The 17,901-nt window shown below is 38.2% G+C and carries 12 protein-coding genes; all 12 read left to right on the top strand.

Annotation, left to right across the window (positions count from 1 at the left end):
* The first annotated feature begins 85 nt into the window (after positions 1-85).
* Positions 86-970: an ABC transporter permease gene (locus JNUCC23_RS14100; RefSeq protein ID WP_062183078.1), complete on the top strand. Its 885-nt coding sequence runs from the start codon at positions 86-88 to the stop codon at positions 968-970.
* Between the two features lie 189 nt (positions 971-1,159).
* Positions 1,160-2,014 (top strand): carbohydrate ABC transporter permease, encoded by an 855-nt coding sequence (locus JNUCC23_RS14095; RefSeq protein ID WP_253722539.1) that lies wholly within the window; start codon positions 1,160-1,162, stop codon positions 2,012-2,014.
* Between the two features lie 39 nt (positions 2,015-2,053).
* Positions 2,054-3,511, top strand: coding sequence for an ABC transporter substrate-binding protein (locus JNUCC23_RS14090; protein ID WP_062178230.1), 1,458 nt, complete (start codon positions 2,054-2,056; stop codon positions 3,509-3,511).
* An 86-nt stretch (positions 3,512-3,597) separates the two neighbouring features.
* A complete protein-coding gene (locus tag JNUCC23_RS14085; RefSeq protein WP_403070276.1) occupies positions 3,598-5,004 on the top strand; it encodes a glycoside hydrolase family 1 protein in 1,407 nt (468 codons plus the stop codon).
* 15 nt (positions 5,005-5,019) lie between these two features.
* Positions 5,020-5,907, top strand: a complete 888-nt coding sequence (locus JNUCC23_RS14080) for an ROK family protein (RefSeq protein ID WP_403070279.1) — start codon at positions 5,020-5,022, stop codon at positions 5,905-5,907.
* Between the two features lie 181 nt (positions 5,908-6,088).
* Positions 6,089-7,036, top strand: coding sequence for a mannose-6-phosphate isomerase, class I (gene manA / locus JNUCC23_RS14075; RefSeq protein WP_403070282.1), 948 nt, complete (start codon positions 6,089-6,091; stop codon positions 7,034-7,036).
* 662 nt (positions 7,037-7,698) lie between these two features.
* Complete coding sequence (locus JNUCC23_RS14070; protein ID WP_454211995.1) at positions 7,699-9,573, top strand: methylmalonyl-CoA mutase family protein; 1,875 nt, start codon at positions 7,699-7,701, stop codon at positions 9,571-9,573.
* The gene (gene scpA, locus JNUCC23_RS14065) at positions 9,566-11,758 is read left to right on the top strand and encodes a methylmalonyl-CoA mutase (RefSeq protein ID WP_454211993.1); all 2,193 of its coding nucleotides are present in this window, start codon (positions 9,566-9,568) and stop codon (positions 11,756-11,758) included. The genes JNUCC23_RS14070 and scpA overlap by 8 nt, the downstream gene beginning before the upstream one ends.
* Positions 11,758-12,891, top strand: coding sequence for a methylmalonyl Co-A mutase-associated GTPase MeaB (meaB, locus tag JNUCC23_RS14060; RefSeq protein WP_454211991.1), 1,134 nt, complete (start codon positions 11,758-11,760; stop codon positions 12,889-12,891). The genes scpA and meaB overlap by 1 nt, the downstream gene beginning before the upstream one ends.
* A 335-nt stretch (positions 12,892-13,226) precedes the next feature.
* On the top strand, positions 13,227-13,664 hold the full coding sequence (locus tag JNUCC23_RS14055; protein WP_062178253.1) for a BrxA/BrxB family bacilliredoxin: 438 nt from the start codon (positions 13,227-13,229) through the stop codon (positions 13,662-13,664).
* Positions 13,665-14,312: 648 nt separating this feature from the next.
* Positions 14,313-15,671, top strand: coding sequence for an amino acid permease (locus JNUCC23_RS14050; protein ID WP_454216080.1), 1,359 nt, complete (start codon positions 14,313-14,315; stop codon positions 15,669-15,671).
* A 369-nt stretch (positions 15,672-16,040) separates the two neighbouring features.
* Entirely contained in the window at positions 16,041-17,801 is a 1,761-nt protein-coding gene (xsc, locus tag JNUCC23_RS14045; protein WP_062178256.1) for a sulfoacetaldehyde acetyltransferase, read from the top strand.
* Positions 17,802-17,901: the final 100 nt, after the last annotated feature.

Raw genomic sequence — 17,901 nt, 5'->3', positions numbered from 1 at the left:
GTTTTCATTACAAGAGAGGAGGGGCTTCGTGAATCGTATCAAGAGTTTTTTCCAAGATGTTTATAAAAATCGTGTGTGGCTTCTCATGGTATTACCAGGAACGATTTGGCTATTGTTATTTGCATATCTTCCGATGTTTGGAACGGTCATTGCTTTTAAAAACTTTCATTATGATCCGAATGGTTTTTTTGCAAGTATCCAAAATAGTGAGTGGGTTGGTTTTGAAAACTTCGCGTTTTTATTTAATACAAATGACGCCTGGATCATTACAAGAAATACGATACTATACAATTTAGTATTTATCGTATTAGGGCTTATCTTAGCAGTGTTTGTAGCAATTGTTTTAAGTGAACTCGCAAATAAGAAGCTGTCTAAAATATACCAAACAGGAATGCTGTTTCCACACTTTTTATCATGGATTGTTGTTAGTTATTTCGTATTCACGTTTCTAAGCGTGGATAGAGGTCTTCTTAATAATATACTCGGTTGGTTCGGAGTAGACGACCCTATTTCGTGGTATAACGAAGCAAAATATTGGCCATTCATTATCGTTCTAACAAGCATGTGGAAGGGTATTGGATACGGCAGCATTGTTTATCTAGCTGCCATAGTTGGGATTGATAAAAACTATTATGAAGCTGCTATGATTGATGGTGCAAATAAGTGGCAGCAAATCCGTAATATTACAATCCCGATGATAACACCGCTTATTGTTATTTTAACTATTTTAAACGTTGGTAGAATTTTCAGCGCAGACTTTGGTCTGTTTTACCAAGTGCCTCGTGATTCCGGTACGTTATATTCAGTAACGAATGTAATTGATACGTATGTATACCGAGGGTTAACGACAATGGGTGACATTAGTATGAGTACTGCTGCTGGTCTTTACCAATCACTTGTAGGTTTTGCATTAGTCATGCTGACAAATTATCTAGCTCAGAAGGTTGATAAAGAATATGCTCTATTTTAAAAAATCGAGAGAGAAAGGAGGGTGGCCGCAATTTTGTGGCAAAATACAATGAAAATCAATCAAAATAGCTCCCCGCCTACTCCGTTACATAAAGGGAATGTGCAAAATCAACTGAATCAACCGAACAAAAAAAGTGAGCGTAAGAAAAAGTACACAGTACATGGACTAAGTGGGTTTCCTAATCTTTTGATGAATATATTGTTAGGATCATTTGCTTTAATGTGCATCTTTCCATTTCTATATGTAATCATCATCTCTTTAACGGATGAGAAAACCTTAGCGCGAAATGGTTATCAGATTTTACCTGAAATTTGGAGTTTTGAAGCATACCGATACTTGTGGCAAATGAAGGATCAATTGCTTCAATCTTACACGATTACGATAGTCGTAACAGTGCTTGGTACGGTCTTCAGTGTAGCTATGATTGCATTATTTGCCTATGCTATTTCTAGAAAGCAATTCAAATACCGCGGTTTCTTCACTTTTATTGCATTCTTTACAATGCTCTTTAGTGGAGGACTAATTCCTTTCTATATCGTAGCAACACAGTTTTTACATTTACGAAACTCTATTTGGGCTTTGATCTTACCACTTGCAATGAACGCATTCTACATTTTAATCATGAGAACCTTTTTCCAAAGGTCTGTACCTGAATCCATATTGGAATCTGCTCGGATTGATGGAGCAAGTGAATTACGAATTTTTGCCAAAATTGTTGTTCCACTTTCGTTACCAGGTCTTGCAACCATTGCCCTTTTTAGTACATTGGGTTACTGGAATGATTGGTTTAATGCCCTGTTGTTTATTGATGAACCGAACTTGGTTCCACTGCAGTCTATGCTGATGAAAATTGAAAACAACATAGAATTTTTAAGACAAAATTCATTAGCAGGTGGAGCGCAAAATGATTTATTAAGCGCAATCCCTCAAGATGCTGCAAAAATGGCAATGGTTGTTATTTCCACTTTGCCAATAGCGATTGCCTATCCATTTTTCCAAAAATATTTTGTTAGTGGATTGACAATCGGTGGCGTTAAGGAATAAATACTTTTTGAAATAGATAATTAAAAGGGAGGAATTACCATTAATAAGAAATTTGCTTTTATGATCGTACTATTATTCAGTTTAACGACCTTGTTAGCTGCATGTGGTGGAGGTAAATCAGCTAATACGAGTGGAAGCGGTAAAGCCGATAAAAATAAACCGTATGAAATTATGTGGTACACGATTGGTACACCCCAAAAAGATGTTGATAAAGTAATGGAAGAAGTAAATAAATACACAAAAGAGAAAATTAACGCAACCGTTAAATTGAAACAAATCGACTGGGGTGATTATGATCAAAAAATGCAATTGATGATTTCTTCAGGTGAATCATTTGATATTGCCTATACCGGTGGTGGAAACTATGTGTTAAATGCACAAAAAGGAGCATTTAAAGACCTAAATGAACTTCTTGATACACATGGAAAAGAATTAAAAGCAACACTTGATCCAGCGTTCATAGAAGGAGCTAAAATTGATGGAAAGCTTTATGGTATTCCTTCTAACAAAGAAGTTGGACAGCAAAGTGTGTACGTTTTTAATAAGAATTTAGTCGATAAATACAAAATGGATATTTCAAGCATTAGCTCGTTAGAAGATTTAGAACCGTTATTAAAAACAGTTAAAGAGAATGAGCCAGATTTTACACCGCTTGCCACTTTTAAACCGTATTTACCATTTGATTATATATTAGAAGATGAACTGCCGTTTGCGATTCCTTTAGAAGGAAATAAAAATAAGGTAGTTAATATCTTTGAATCAGATATTATGATGGAAACGTTAAAAACAATGCACAAATTCTATAAAGCTGGTTATATAAAAGCCGATGCTGCAACAAGTACAGATCCATGGCCGTTAGAAGTACAAAACTGGTTCTTACGTAAAGAAATGTACCAGCCATATGCGGAACTAATATGGTCTCGTTCAGCAGGTTATGATGTAGCAGTTCAACCAATGCATGATCCGATTACATTTAATAACTCTGTAACAGGAGCTATCCAAGCTATCTCAGCAACTTCAAAAAATCCAGAGAAAGCTATGGAGTTCTTAAATCTATTAAATACAGATCCATATCTTCGTAACTTAATTGATCGTGGTATTGAAGGTGTGCATTACGAAGAGGATGCTAATGGTAAAATTAATGATCTTCCAGCTCGTGTTGAAAGCTATAACATGCCAACGTACTCTCTAGGAAACCATTTCATTCTTAAGTTATATGAAAATGATCCTGAAGATAAATGGGAAGCGTTCAAAAAATTCAATGATGCTTCTGTAGAAGCACCAACCTTAGGTTTCTATTTTGATACGAATCCTGTTCGTACAGAAATCGCTGCAATTTCAAACGTTGCAAGTGAATTTGCACCTGCTCTATTAACTGGTAGTGTTGACCCTGAGGTATATCTACCAAAAGCTAATAAGAAGTTTAAAGATGCAGGATTAGATAAAGTACTTAAAGAAATTCAAAAACAATATGATGAGTGGAAGAAAAATAATTAAAAGATTCCGTACAAATAACAAAGGGGACAAAGTCGGAAGCTTTATTTTCCGACTTGCTTTCTTTTAATGGAAGGCAGGTTATTAAAATGAGTACAGATGTAGAAAAGAATAAATACATGTTTCCGAAAGACTTTTGGTGGGGATCTGCATCATCTGCAACACAGATGGAAGGATTTTCAGGAGCAGAGGGAAAAGGAAAGAATATATGGGATTACTGGTATGAAACAGAGCCGAATCGTTTTTATCAGGGAATCGGACCTAATAACACTTCACTATTTTATACGAAATTTATTGACGATATTCAGCTCATGAAAGAAACGGGACATAAAAGCTTTCGCTTTTCGATTTCATGGTCCCGTATGTTTCCAATGGGGCGTGGAGACATAAATCAGAAGGCGATTGATTTTTATAACACTGTTATTGACACTTTACTAGAAAATGAGATTGAGCCTTTTGTGAATCTCTATCATTTTGACATGCCAATGGCTATGCAAGATGAGGGTGGTTGGGAAAGTCGCTCTGTAGTTGAGGCGTATGTGGAATATGCATCTACTTGTTTTGATCATTTTGGAGATCGTGTAATGAAATGGTTCACACATAATGAGCCAATCGTACCTGTAGAATGCGGTTATTTATATGGCCATCATTATCCAGCACTTTGTGATTTTGAAAAGGCTGTTCAAGTTGGATTCCATTCTGTGTTAGCCTCGGCAAAAGCAATTAAGGTATACCATGATAAAGAGCTTGGAGGGAAAATTGGAATTATATTGAATGTTACTCCCTCCTATCCAAGGAGCAATCACCCTGCTGACTTAGATGCTGCAGAAAAAGCTGATTTGCTATTTAACCGTTCTTTTCTAGATCCATCAGTCAAAGGCACGTTTCCGGAAAAGTTAATTGACATGTTACGGGTAGAAAACTTTTTACCTAAGTATGAAGCAGAAGATTTGGACATAATCCGTGAAAATACCGTTGACCTATTAGGGATTAATTACTATCAACCGCGAAGAGTTAAGGCGAAGGAAAATATGCCAAATCCGAATGCTCCATTTATGCCAGAGCGGTACTTTGATAATTATGATATGCCAGGGAAAAAGTTGAACCCATACAGAGGCTGGGAGATTTATGAAAAGGGTATTTACGATATTTTAAAAAACATTCAAGAAAACTATGGAAATATTGAATGCTTCATTTCGGAAAACGGTATGGGAGTAGAATCAGAAGAACGCTTTAAGGATGCGAATGGAATGATTCAGGATGATTACCGAATTACCTTTTATGAGGATCATTTAAAGTGGGTACATAAAGCATTAAACGAAGGTGCAAATGTAAAAGGATTTCATGTATGGACCTTTACGGATAATTGGTCTTGGCTAAACAGCTATAAAAATCGGTATGGTTTAATATCAGTCGACTTACAGAATGACTATAAGCGAACAATTAAGAAAAGTGGTAAATGGTTCAAGAAGTTAGTGGATAACAATGGGTTTTGAAATGAGGAGTATGTTATGAAAACGTATCTAGTCTATGACGTTGGTGGAACATCAGTAAAATATTCAGTTATGGATGAACATGCTAATGTTTTAGAGAGCTCTTCAAGCCCCACGCCTCCACAAGGTGACGGACAAATATATAAATTTATCATTGATACGACGAAAAAGTATAAAAATAAATGGGATCTTAGTGGAGTTGCATTAAGTGTACCAGCTGCAGTTGATGTAAAGACCGGTTATGTTCATTATGCTGGTCAAGTAACTGATTTTATCGGAAGAAGTCTTAAGGAAGAACTAGTTGATATAGGCTTACCTATTGAGCTAGAGAATGATGCAAATTGTGCAACTTTAGCCGAAAAGTGGAAAGGGAATGCGCAAGAATGTAATAGTTTCATATGTATGACAATAGGAACTGGCATAGGTGGAGGAATATTCCTAGACGGAAAATTGAGACGTGGAAGAATGGGGATGGCTGGAGAAGTTGGACTCATGATCATGAGTCCAACCCAATCATTAGATACTCTGGTTGAAACGAGTACGTTTAGTAGATTAGGATCTACTTGGAATTTACTAAATCGAGTATGTCTTAAAACAGGCGAAAAGCTGACCGGTGAAGAATTAATCGATCGCTATAATAAAAAAGACCATAGTGTACAAGAAGAAGTAGAAGCATTTTTTGATGCAATAGCAATAGGAACGGCTAATTTAATCCATACATTGGCACCTGAAAAGGTTTTGTATGGGGGCGGAATCAGTGAACAATCAGGATTCACAAATCATATCAACAAGCGTCTAAAGAAAATTCGTCCGGAAATCGTTGAAATTACTGAGATTGATGTATGTAAATTTAGAAATCTTGCAGGGCAAGTTGGTGCCTTGTATAATTTTCTGAATATTCAGTAAAATTATGTAAAGCAATGAAAGTTTCTATAGGAATCATCTATTACTTTATATAGTGATAGGTTTATAGATCGGTAGAATTTTATATAAGAAAGATCATTCGTGCACACATGAACTTACATTTTTTACCAAAAATGTATGAAATTGCATTTAAAACAATTAGATAATGAGGGAAGTGGCTTAATTGAAGCAACCTATTTTTTTACTTCCAGTATTTCAAGAAAGAATTTGGGGTGGAAAAAAGCTTAAAACAGAATTTCAATATGATATCGAATCTGAATTGACTGGAGAGTGCTGGGCAGTCTCCGCACATCCTAATGGTCAAAGCACAGTAAGTGATGGATCTTATAAAGGGAAGTCACTTAGTAAACTTTGGTCGGAAAATCGAGAATTATTCGGGAGTCTCAAGGGTGAAGTATTTCCGTTACTAACCAAGATTTTAGATGCAAATAATGACCTTTCTATTCAAGTGCATCCTAATGATGAATATGCCAATAAAAATGAAAGTGGAGAACTAGGTAAAACGGAATGTTGGTATGTAATTAACTGTGAAGAAAATGCTGAAATAATCTTTGGGCATAGAGCGAATTCAACAGAGCAGTTTGTTGAATTGATTAATAACGGAGAATGGGATAGCCTACTGCGTCGTGTGAAAGTAAAACCAGGTGATTTCTTCTATGTACCAAGTGGCACAATCCATGCATTATGCTCAGGCGTTCTTATTTTAGAGACGCAGCAGAGCTCAGACACAACATACCGTGTATATGACTATGAGCGTGTTGACAAACAAGGTAACAAGAGAGACTTACATATTAATAAGTCAATTGATGTCACAACTATCCCACATCGTGATATATCTGTCAAACCTACTACAGAAGAAATCGCTGGCGGTTCAATTACAACATTCGTTCAGAGTGAGTATTTCTCTGTCTACAAATGGGAGATTGAGAGTGTAGCTACTTTTACACAAGATAAACCCTTTTTAATAGGCAGCGTTATAAGTGGATCGGGTGTAATCATGACAGAAGACGGTAGCTATTCATTCGAAAAGGGAAGTCATTTTATCTTACCGAATGGCTTAGGGAAATTCCACATAAAAGGGTCAGCGGAAATGATTATTTCTCATCCGTAAAGTGCTTATATCACTTTTTCGATTTCTTTGCGAGCATGAACTATCTAAATCAAAAAGTAGGCAATCTAAATATCGACTAATATCTTCAATGCTAGTTCCGAGAGGTAATTTCTTTAGGGAAAACATTGACTCCGTTGATGAAGGTGGAAGAACACCATTAACCCACTCGGCTTTCCGGATTGTACGAAATCATATCGATTTTATTAGACAACGGAGCTAATGTTAATGCTAGAGATGACTTTGGATATTTCGCCTTACATAATGGAGCAAAACTACCGAGCGATATTGTTCAGTTATAAACATATTTTAAGACCTTGATTGGTTTAATGCCTTTCAAGGTCTTATTTATTATAGCGTGGCTGGAGTTTTAGAATAAATCGTTTTTTATTTAGAGAGTAGAGATCACACTCAAAAGCCCAATATAATATGAAAAGAGTAAAGACTAAATTAATTGAAATAGATCAAATTTGAATAAATATAGGGCGTTTTGTGTAAAAGTTTAGAACTGTGTAATTCAGTTATGATTCTTAATCAACGTATTCTTTTCCTAAGATAGATATGTTAGAATGTTATTATTATTCAGTTATCTTTGAAGGGAGGCAGCTTTCTTAATCGTATACAGGGGAAATGGTGACACTTGGGATCGTTAAGAAAGCGATTACATGAAATTACTGGACGTAAAAGAGTTAACCTTCCCTCGGCCTTTGTATGAGGAGTGGAAGGCAGTCGTTGAATCCAGTTTAAAAGGGAAAAGTGTCGAAAGTCTAAAAACGAATACATATGAAGGAATCCAATTAAACCCACTTTATACAGATGATGTGCTGTCAAGTGAGTATCCTGGTTTATTTCCATATACTCGGGGGATCTACCCAGCAGGTTATTTAGAGCAGCCATGGCTTATTGTACAACCAATCACAGGCAAGAATGCCATTGATGCGAATAAAAAAATGAAGGATGCATTAAAACGTGGCCAAAATGTTTTAACGTATACACCAGATTTATTTAATGAAGAAAGTAATATCGGTTCTTTGTTTGAAGGGCTGGCCCTGGATGCGTTACCATTGTTTATCGATACGAAAGGTTTGCAAAGTAAAGTTCTTAAAGGATTAATCAATGCCTGCAAAAAACAAGGCGTGACCTCGAGGGGAGTTTGTGCAGAAGACCCAATTTCAGAATGGGCACAAGCAGGGGAGATTCCTTCCCAAACGAATGCTTTTTTTTCTCAATGGTTTAAAGAAATCAAACAATATCAAGAAAAGTCCGCTCAAATGAAAACAGTTTTGATTAAGACCCCTGTTTTTCATAACGCTGGCGCTAATGCGGTTCAAGAGATTGCGATTGGCTTATCGATTGCAGCTTATTATATTGAAGAAGCCCAAAAGCAGGGATTGGCAGTCCAAGATTTCGTGGAAAAAATTGTCTTTTCTTTTGCGTTGGACTCAACCTATTTTATGGGGATTGCCAAGCTTCGGGCTGCTCGTAGACTTTGGGCTGGGATGGCAGAGGCATATGGAGCCAATTGTGAAAGTTTTAAGATGAACATCCATGCTGTTACTTCACGAGTTACAGAAACGAAGTATGACGAGCATGTGAATTTGTTACGCACAGCTAATCAAGCTTTTGCTGCCACGATTGGAGGCATTCAATATTTAGAGATTCACCCGTTTTCACACGCATCAGGAAGAGAAGATCCATTGGCGGATCGAATAGCTCGTAATATGCATGTCATTTTGAGTGAAGAATCTCAATTAGCGAGTGTGGTAGATCCAGCAGGCGGATCGTTTTATGTCGAGCAGCTGACGAATGAATTAGCTAAAAAGGCATGGACTGCTTTTCTGGAACTGGATGAAGCGGGGGGGATTCTTACTTCATTGAAAGAAGGAAGGATTCAAGAGCAAATCAAAGCCGTTTATAAAGAAAAAGAGCGAAATGTAGCCCTAAGAAAAGATAGCATGATCGGTACCAATGTTTATCCAAATCCAGCTGATATGTTGAAGCAATCAGAAAGTGCGGTAACGAATTCATATCTAACAATACGTGATCCGATTCCTATTCCTCCCGTATCATTGTGTCGTCTGGCAGAGCCATTTGAACGGATAAGAACCCGCAGTGAAGCTTATAAAAATAATATAGGTACTAGTCTAAAAATTGGCTTACTTAATCTTAGTGAAATGAAATCTTATAAATTGCGGGCTGATTTCATCAAAGGCATGCTCGCAACAGGTGGGATAGAAACACGGGATAGTCAAGGACTCGTAGTAGAACAAGATGCGATTCAATTTGTTGAACAAAGTGGGATCCGTGTATTTTGTTTGTGTGGTAGCAATGATGATTATGAGTTGTATGCTGGAAAAATAGTTACAGAAATCAAACGAAAATATCCTGCCACGATTCTTTACATAGCTGGCCAGCAATCTTCTGAAATAAGCGAACGATTAAAAAGCGAAGGTGTGAAGGACTTTATTACAGTGGAAACGAATGTTCTGGAAATATTAGCGCAGCTTCAATTGGAGTTGGGGGTAATCAAACATGATTAAGCCTAACTTTCATCAAATCAATCCTGCAAAAGTTAAAAAGGTAGGAACAGAAGACGCCTGGAAAGTAAAAGCATCTGCTGTTGTTCAGCAATCCATCGATGATTTGCTTTTTGAAACAAATGAAGGAATTATGACTCGCCTGCTATATACACAAAATGATTGTAAAAATCTTGAACATATGAAAAGTCTACCTGGGTTGGCTCCATACACGAGAGGACCTTATCCATCAATGTATGTGAATCGTCCTTGGACAGTACGGCAATATGCAGGGTTTTCAACAGCTGAGGAATCCAATGCCTTCTATCGGCGCAACTTGGCAATGGGACAAAAAGGGCTGTCGGTAGCATTTGATCTGGCGACCCATCGAGGCTACGATTCTGACCATCCTAGAGTTGTCGGTGATGTAGGGAAAGCTGGCGTTGCCATTGACACGATTCTTGATATGAAACAACTCTTCGAAGGAATCCCCCTTGATCAAATGTCGGTATCAATGACGATGAATGGTGCGGTCTTACCAATTATGGCGTTTTATATTGTCACCGCAGAAGAACAAGGTGTAACACAGGATAAACTTTCTGGCACGATCCAAAATGATATTTTAAAAGAATACATGGTCCGAAACACATATATTTATCCACCTGACATGTCGATGAAAATTATCGCAGACATCTTTGAGTACACGTCCAAATATATGCCGAAGTTCAACAGTATTAGTATCTCAGGCTATCATATGCAAGAGGCAGGTGCACCAGCTGATATTGAGCTTGCCTATACGCTTGCTGATGGTCTTGAATATGTTCGTACAGGGTTAGAAGCGGGCATTGATGTTGATAAGTTTGCGCCAAGATTGTCCTTTTTCTGGGCAATTGGTATGAATTATTTTATGGAAATTGCCAAAATGAGAGCGGCGCGTTTTATATGGGCAAAATTAATGAAGCAGTTTGAACCGAAGAATGCTAAAGCAATGGCTCTACGAACACATTCCCAAACTTCAGGCTGGAGTTTATCTGAACAAGACCCCTTTAATAATGTTGTTCGTACATTGCTCGAAGCACATGCAGCTGCACTGGGACACACTCAATCCTTGCATACAAACGCATTGGATGAAGCGATTGCACTACCTACCGACTTTTCCGCAAGAATTGCTAGAAATACACAATTATATTTGCAAGAAGAGACTGGCATAACTAATGTAATTGATCCGTGGGCAGGTTCTTTTTATGTGGAAGCACTGACAAATGAATTAATTAACCGCGCCTGGGAGCACATTGATGAGATTGAAAATCTCGGTGGGATGGCAAAAGCAATTGAAACAGGACTTCCTAAAATGAGAATTGAAGAAGCGGCTGCAAAACGCCAAGCTAAAATCGATTCTAAGGCAGAGACAATTGTCGGTGTGAATAAATACAGGCTAGAAAAAGAAGATCCGATTGAAATTCTTGAGATTGATAATACTCTGGTAAGAGAAAGCCAGTTAAGAAAGTTAAAAGACGTAAGAGAAGCACGTGACCAAGTAAAAGTTGAGGAAGCGCTTCGTACTCTTACGGAAGCGGCTAAAGACGGCGAGGGGAATTTACTCGAGCTTGCGGTTTGTGCGGCGAGAGTCAGAGCAACACTTGGTGAGATCTCGGATGCAATCGAAGAAGCGAGTGGTCGCCATAAAGCGATGATACGTTCGATAAGCGGTGTGTACAGTTCTTTTTATTCTGAAGCAGCTGAAATTACCGAGGTAAAGGCTATGACGGACGAATTTCTTGAAAATGAAGGAAGAAGACCACGCTTACTTATGGCGAAAATGGGTCAGGACGGTCATGACCGCGGCGCTAAAGTGGTTTCTACCGCATTTGCCGATTTAGGCTATGATGTCGATATTGGTCCGTTATTTCAAACACCTGAAGAAACGGCCTTACAGGCAGTCGAGAATGATGTGCATGCAATCGGGATGAGTTCCCTTGCAGCGGGACATAAAACACTGCTTCCTCAGCTTGTGACGGAATTAAAGAAGCTTGGCAGAGATGATATAGTTATCATTGTTGGCGGAGTCATCCCAGCGCAGGATTATGAATTTTTGCTTACTAATGGCGCTTCTGCTATTTTCGGACCGGGTACAGTCATTCCTCAGTCAGCAAAAATCGTGCTTCAAGAAATTTACCGTCGCCTTGGTTATGAGGAAGTGGCTGAATAATGGCTGAAGAAAAAAAACCTGAATGGTTTGACGAAAATACAAGCGACGATTTTGCTACATCATTAAAAGAAGGCATTGAAATGATTGCGCATCATCAAATAGCACGAAAAACTAAATTCATCAAAAAAGCAGCTGGGACGATAGACATTACAAAGATTCAAAATTTGTTAGTGCAAGGTGACAGAGCAAATCTTGCCAAAGCAATCACACTAGTTGAGAGCAATGCATCTAAGCATTTCGAACCTGCACAGGAGCTGTTAAAGAATGTTTTACCCCATACCGGAAATGCTATCCGTCTGGGAATCTCGGGAGTTCCTGGTGCAGGGAAGAGCACGTTTATCGAAGCTTTTGGAACGTATCTTTGTAATCTTGGATATAAAATTGCTGTACTTGCAGTTGATCCGAGTTCTTCGGTCAATGGTGGCAGCATTCTTGGCGATAAGACAAGAATGGAAGAGTTATCCAGGAATCCACGAGCATTCATCCGTCCCTCTCCGTCTCAAGGGACGCTTGGAGGTGTCCATCGTAAAACACGTGAGACCATGTTGCTCTGTGAGGCTGCTGGTTTTGACATTATTCTTATCGAGACAGTAGGTGTTGGCCAAAGTGAAGCAATAGTTCGAGGAATGGTCGATTATTTCATGCTCCTTGTTTTAACGGGAGCTGGCGATGAATTGCAGGGAATGAAGAAAGGAATCTTAGAGCTTGTTGATGGGATTATAGTTAATAAAGCGGATGGATCTAATAAATCTCTTGCACAAAAGACCAAATTGGAATACGGCAGAATTCTTCACTTTATGCTACCAGCCACAAAGGGCTGGGAAGCAAAGGCCTATGCCTGTTCGTCAATAACTGGAGAAGGGATTCAAGAATTGTGGAACGTGATGCAGCAATTTGAAGAACTCACGAAAAAATCAGGCGTATTTCAGGAAAGGCGGAGGCTCCAAGCGAGGGAATGGCTACATTCGTTAATGAATGATCAGCTTCGGCTGCTATTTTATGGGAATCCTAAAATAAAAAACCTATTACCAATGTTAGAAAATCAAGTAATCGCTGGAGACAAAACGGTAACAAAAGCGGTTCAAGAAGCGTTTTATGCTTTTATGGAAGGCAGTAGGTCTTCTCCACAATAAAAAATGGATAGCAGGAGGACTGCTATCCAAACGGGGAGTTGGGTGATGAACCTAGATCACTTTTAATATTCCCGGTCTGCAAGAGTTTGAAACTATTTTTTTATCATAAAGAAAGTTTATGATGTATCTACGAGTTTAGATGTCTAGGGGATGCAGTCTAACCCCATGACAAGGGAGAAAGGGCACACCCCATACAGCTTTGCTTGTCTTTTGCTAGCCTTTAGGGTTGATCCGAGGCGCTTGCGCTTTTCATTTGCGCTAGGTAAAAAGATTGAAACACTACCTTGCACTTGTTATGATGGAAGAGAAGATGAATAATGGAAGGGGAATGAAACATGAGCATGGATTTTAACTTTTTTATGAATGATGTTGTCAGCCAGGCGCGTACTGAAATCAAGGCTGCTGGATATACAGAACTAAAATCACCTGAAGAGGTGGAAGATGCGTTTGCTAAAAAGGGGACGACGTTAGTCATGATTAACTCAGTTTGCGGATGTGCAGGAGGAATCGCAAGACCGGCAGCTGCTCATTCGGTTCACTATGACAAACGCCCAGACCATCTTGTTACCGTTTTTGCCGGACAAGATAAAGATGCAACGGAAAAAGCACGTGATTATTTTGAAGGCTATCCACCATCATCTCCTTCTTTTGCAATTTTGAAAGACGGCGAACTTCTTACAATGGTAGAACGTCATGAAATTGAAGGACATGATCCAATGTCAGTCGTGAATAAGCTGCAAAGCTACTTTGATCAATATTGTGAAGAAGTATAATTTCATTCAAAAAAAGACTCGTTTATCGGGTCTTTTTTTGTCAGGAATAATTGAGAACTGCTGTCTTTATATTTAACGCTACACTACAAAATTTCAACCATTAAACCTAAGATGAAAATGGCTTAAAGTTGTGTCGCGCTAAAATTGAGTAATTAACAAAATTTTCTGATAATGTTATTGACATTGAAAAAAACAGAGTGTATTATACTTAGAAAGTGGTACTAACATCGTGACGTAACGATGTTAGTGTTTACTCAGAGGTTCAAAATAAACTCAATGGAGGAGGAAATAGGACAACATAAGGCATAGAGAGCTATATACGTCAATCTATTTTGCTAGATAATCGATGCGATTCATTCAAAGCAATAAAATGGATACGATCTATCATTGTGTACCCGAAAAATATTGATTGAGTACTTAGCATTAATGCCAAAAAGAAAAATTTAATGGTTGGTAGAAGTATTTATGGTTCTAAAGTTGTGTAAATAGAAGGTAGTTTAATTAGTTTTGTTAAGTGATCTTAGCTTTAGTACCCACTATATGTAAACGCTTACTTAACGGTAATTCCAAAAAATACTGAAAGTTGGTGGAGGTTTGGAACATCAACAGGAAGAATTAAAACCTGGTCTTAAACAAAGACATTTAACTATGATATCTTTGAGTGGAGTCATTGGTGCTGGTTTATTCGTAGGAAGTGGTATTATCATTAGCCAAACTGGTCCTGGAGCTATTTTGTCGTATGTGTTTGCAGGCATAATAGTTGTTTTAGTCATGAGGATGCTTGGGGAAATGGCTACAGTAAACCCCAATACGGGATCCTTTGCTGTATATGCAAGGGAAGGGATTGGTGAGTGGGCAGGATTTGCTACAGGTTGGTTATATTGGTTTTTTTGGGTGATTGTAATTGCACTTGAAGCTACAGCAGGAGCAGCAATCATACACGAGTGGCTTCCTTCAGTTCCAGTTTGGTTAATAAGCCTCACATTAATTATTCTATTAACACTTACAAATATCTTTTCCGTTAAATCATTTGGTGAATTTGAGTATTGGTTTTCTATTATAAAAATAGGAAGTATTATTGTATTCTTATGCCTAGGAGTAGCAGTGATTCTAGGGTTCATACCAACTATAGAGTCTCCTGGAGCTACTAATCTTATGAACATCGGTGGTTTTATTCCTAACGGGATAGGAGCAGTACTTGTCGGTATAGCGATTGTTTTTCATGCATTCGTAGGAGTTGAGATTCCTGCCATTGCGGCTGGAGAGACCAGTGATCCAGTGAAGTCTGTAAGAAGTGCATTAAATAGTGTGGTGTGGCGAATTCTCATTTTTTATATCGGTTCGATCGCTATAGTCGTGACTATTTTGCCTTGGAATTCAGCATCCTTACTAAAAAGTCCATTTGTTGCTGTTCTTGAAATACTAGGAATCCCTTTCGCTGCTCTTATCATGAATATTGTGGTACTGACAGCATTGCTTTCTTGCTTGAATTCAGGACTTTACACGAGCTCTCGTATGCTATTTTCTCTTGCGCAAAAGGGTGATGCGCCAAAGCTAATTTCAAAGGTGAGCAAAAAAGGAGTCCCTATTTTTGCTGTAATAGCGAGTACATTATTTGCCTTTATCAGCACAATTTTTAGTTATATCTCTCCTGACAAAATATTTTTCTTTTTAGTAAATTCTTCGGGTGGAGTTGGAATTCTTGTCTATTTAGCCATTGCGATTTCTCATCTGCGCTTAAGAAGAAAAATGGAAAAAGACAATCCTGGAATTTTCAAAATTAAAATGTGGTTATTTCCGTATTTAACGTATGCGACCATCATCGCTATGGTTTCGGTATTAACATTAATGGCTTTTATTGATTCACAGCGTCCGCAGTTTATTTTTACAATGCTATTTAGTTTTATCGTTATTTGTTCATACTTTGTCATTCGACGCAAAAAAGAAAAGTATATAGAGACAGAAATAAAAATTGTAACCAGTCCTCCAAATTCTGAGAAATTCTAATTTCATTAGAGTGTTACACTGTTCGAAATGTAAAATTAGGAAAAAAAGAATCTTCACGTTCGCCATTTTCACTACTTCATTGAACTAATTCTTCAGGAACTCTACCTTCATCACAATTAAGACTTAGCAGGAAAATTAAAAAAATCAATAATATAGAGGTTTGTTATCAAAAGAAAAATTGGTATGTAAAGAGGTGACAGTCTTTAAATTTTCCAATTTTTTAAAATGGCAATAATTGTCGTTAATTGTTTTTCGAATATTCGGATTATTCGTTGACTATTTTAGAAAGGGGTAGTATCATAAAAAACATAACTGGTACGGACGTTGCAACGTCGCTATCAGAAATAAATCAATTGAGGAGAATGTACAATGGCCGAAACAAAAACGTTAAGAGGAACGAAAGTAAAAATGACACCAAGTGAAGCAATTGTTGAGACATTAGTCGCAGAAGGGGTCAAACATATATCTGGAATTTTAGGTTCCGCTTTTATGGATATGCTTGATTTATTGCCAACAGCTGGTATTCGTTTTATTGGAGTTCGTCATGAACAAAGTGCCGCGCATATGGAAGATGCCTATTGCCGGGTTTCGGGCGTTGCCGGAGTTGTGATCGGACAAAATGGGCCTGGAATGACCAATATGGTGACATCGGTAGCAGCGGCCAATCAAGCTCATACTCCTATGATTGTAATATCTCCTTCTGCAGGAACACCTACTGTCGGGTGGGATGGATTTCAAGAATGTGATCAGGTTTCCGTTTTCAAAGCAATCACTAAAGAAACAGTGAGAGTGACTCATCCAGGCCGGGTAGCCGATTGTCTACGAACCGCTTTTCGAATTGCTTATGCTGAAAGAGGTCCTGTTTTATTTGATATTCCGCGTGATTATTTCTATGGTGAAGTGGAGGATCAGATTCTTAAGCCTCATCAATATCGAGTCGATTCACGAGGATGTGGTTCATCTGAATCCTTAGATCGAGCAGCGGAAATCTTAGCTAACGCTGAGTATCCTGTCATTATTTCTGGTAGGGGCACAGTTGATTCTGATGGAATTGAAGAAATAAGGAATATCGCAGAACATCTAACAGCTCCTGTGGCTGTATCCTATATGCATAATGATGCATTCCCAGCTGATCATCCGTTAGCGGTCGGGCCAATCGGATATATGGGATCAAAAGCTGCTATGAATACACTAAAACAAGCGGATGTTATATTAGCGGTTGGTACAAGATTATCCGTATTTGGCACATTACCGTGCTATGACATTGATTATTTCCCTAAAGATGCACAAATTATTCAAATTGATATCAATCCAAGACAAATTGCCAGAACTCATCCAGTGGAAGTTGGTATTATCGGTGATGCCCGTGAAGCTAGTCGAGAAATTATGAAGCGGTTAAAAGAAGTTAAACCTAACCCAAAACAAGAAAGACAGCGCTTGAGAGAAATTACAAATGAAAAACAAAAATGGGAAAAAGAACTAGTAGATCTAGCAATGATCGATGGGACCCCAATTAATCCCCGTCGTGCACTGTTAGAATTAACAAAAGTATTACCTGAGAACGCAATCGTTACAACTGACATAGGTAATGTATCTTCTACTGCAAACGCTTACTTGAAGTTCAACCGAAGCCGTAGACACATCGCTGCCCTTACTTTTGGGAACACTGGCTTTGCCTATCCATCTGCTCTTGGTGCCAAATTAGCTGAGCCGAATGCACCTGTTATAGCAATCGTAGGAGATGGAGCATGGGGAATGAGCTTACATGAAGTAAGTACAGCAGTTGAAGAAAATATTCCAGTCATTGCTTGCGTCTTTAATAATAATGCATGGTGTGCGGAGAAGAAGAATCAAGTCGATTTTTATAATAATCGTTTTGTCGGGGCGGATATCCAAAATCCTGATTTTGCTGAAGTTGCCCGTTCTATGGGTGCGGTTGGAATTAGAGTGGAAACAGCCGAAGAATTAGGTCCTGTCATAGAGGCAGCTATAAAAACAAACAAACCTACCGTCATTGATATTCAGGTTGATGGAACACAATTAGCGCCTCCGTTTAGGAAAGATGCGTTAAAAATGCCTACTCGATTATTAGATAAATACGCGCATTTAGATCATAAAAATTGGAATTAATAATTTCTGAAAATTGAAAGTGCTAACGATAAGTGTCGGCTCGATAGCTTAATAGATAGAGTTGAGTTTATTCTCGACAATAAAGAATTGAGGACAGAAG

The organism is Peribacillus sp. JNUCC 23 (assembly GCF_053653995.1).
Note: the sequence above shows the minus strand (reverse complement) of the source record. Positions and strands in the feature narration are given on the sequence as shown.

Bases quoted from the DNA above. Each gene is read 5' to 3' on its own strand.
- JNUCC23_RS14095 (WP_253722539.1), top strand. From the start codon at position 1,160: ATGAATATATTGTTAGGATCATTTGCTTTAATGTGCATCTTTCCATTT.
- scpA (WP_454211993.1), top strand. From the start codon at position 9,566: ATGATTAAGCCTAACTTTCATCAAATCAATCCTGCAAAAGTTAAAAAG.
- meaB (WP_454211991.1), top strand. From the start codon at position 11,758: ATGGCTGAAGAAAAAAAACCTGAATGGTTTGACGAAAATACAAGCGAC.
- JNUCC23_RS14085 (WP_403070276.1), top strand. From the start codon at position 3,598: ATGAGTACAGATGTAGAAAAGAATAAATACATGTTTCCGAAAGACTTT.
- JNUCC23_RS14055 (WP_062178253.1), top strand. From the start codon at position 13,227: ATGAGCATGGATTTTAACTTTTTTATGAATGATGTTGTCAGCCAGGCG.
- JNUCC23_RS14070 (WP_454211995.1), top strand. From the start codon at position 7,699: ATGAAATTACTGGACGTAAAAGAGTTAACCTTCCCTCGGCCTTTGTAT.
- JNUCC23_RS14100 (WP_062183078.1), top strand. From the start codon at position 86: ATGGTATTACCAGGAACGATTTGGCTATTGTTATTTGCATATCTTCCG.
- JNUCC23_RS14050 (WP_454216080.1), top strand. From the start codon at position 14,313: ATGATATCTTTGAGTGGAGTCATTGGTGCTGGTTTATTCGTAGGAAGT.
- xsc (WP_062178256.1), top strand. From the start codon at position 16,041: ATGGCCGAAACAAAAACGTTAAGAGGAACGAAAGTAAAAATGACACCA.
- JNUCC23_RS14080 (WP_403070279.1), top strand. From the start codon at position 5,020: ATGAAAACGTATCTAGTCTATGACGTTGGTGGAACATCAGTAAAATAT.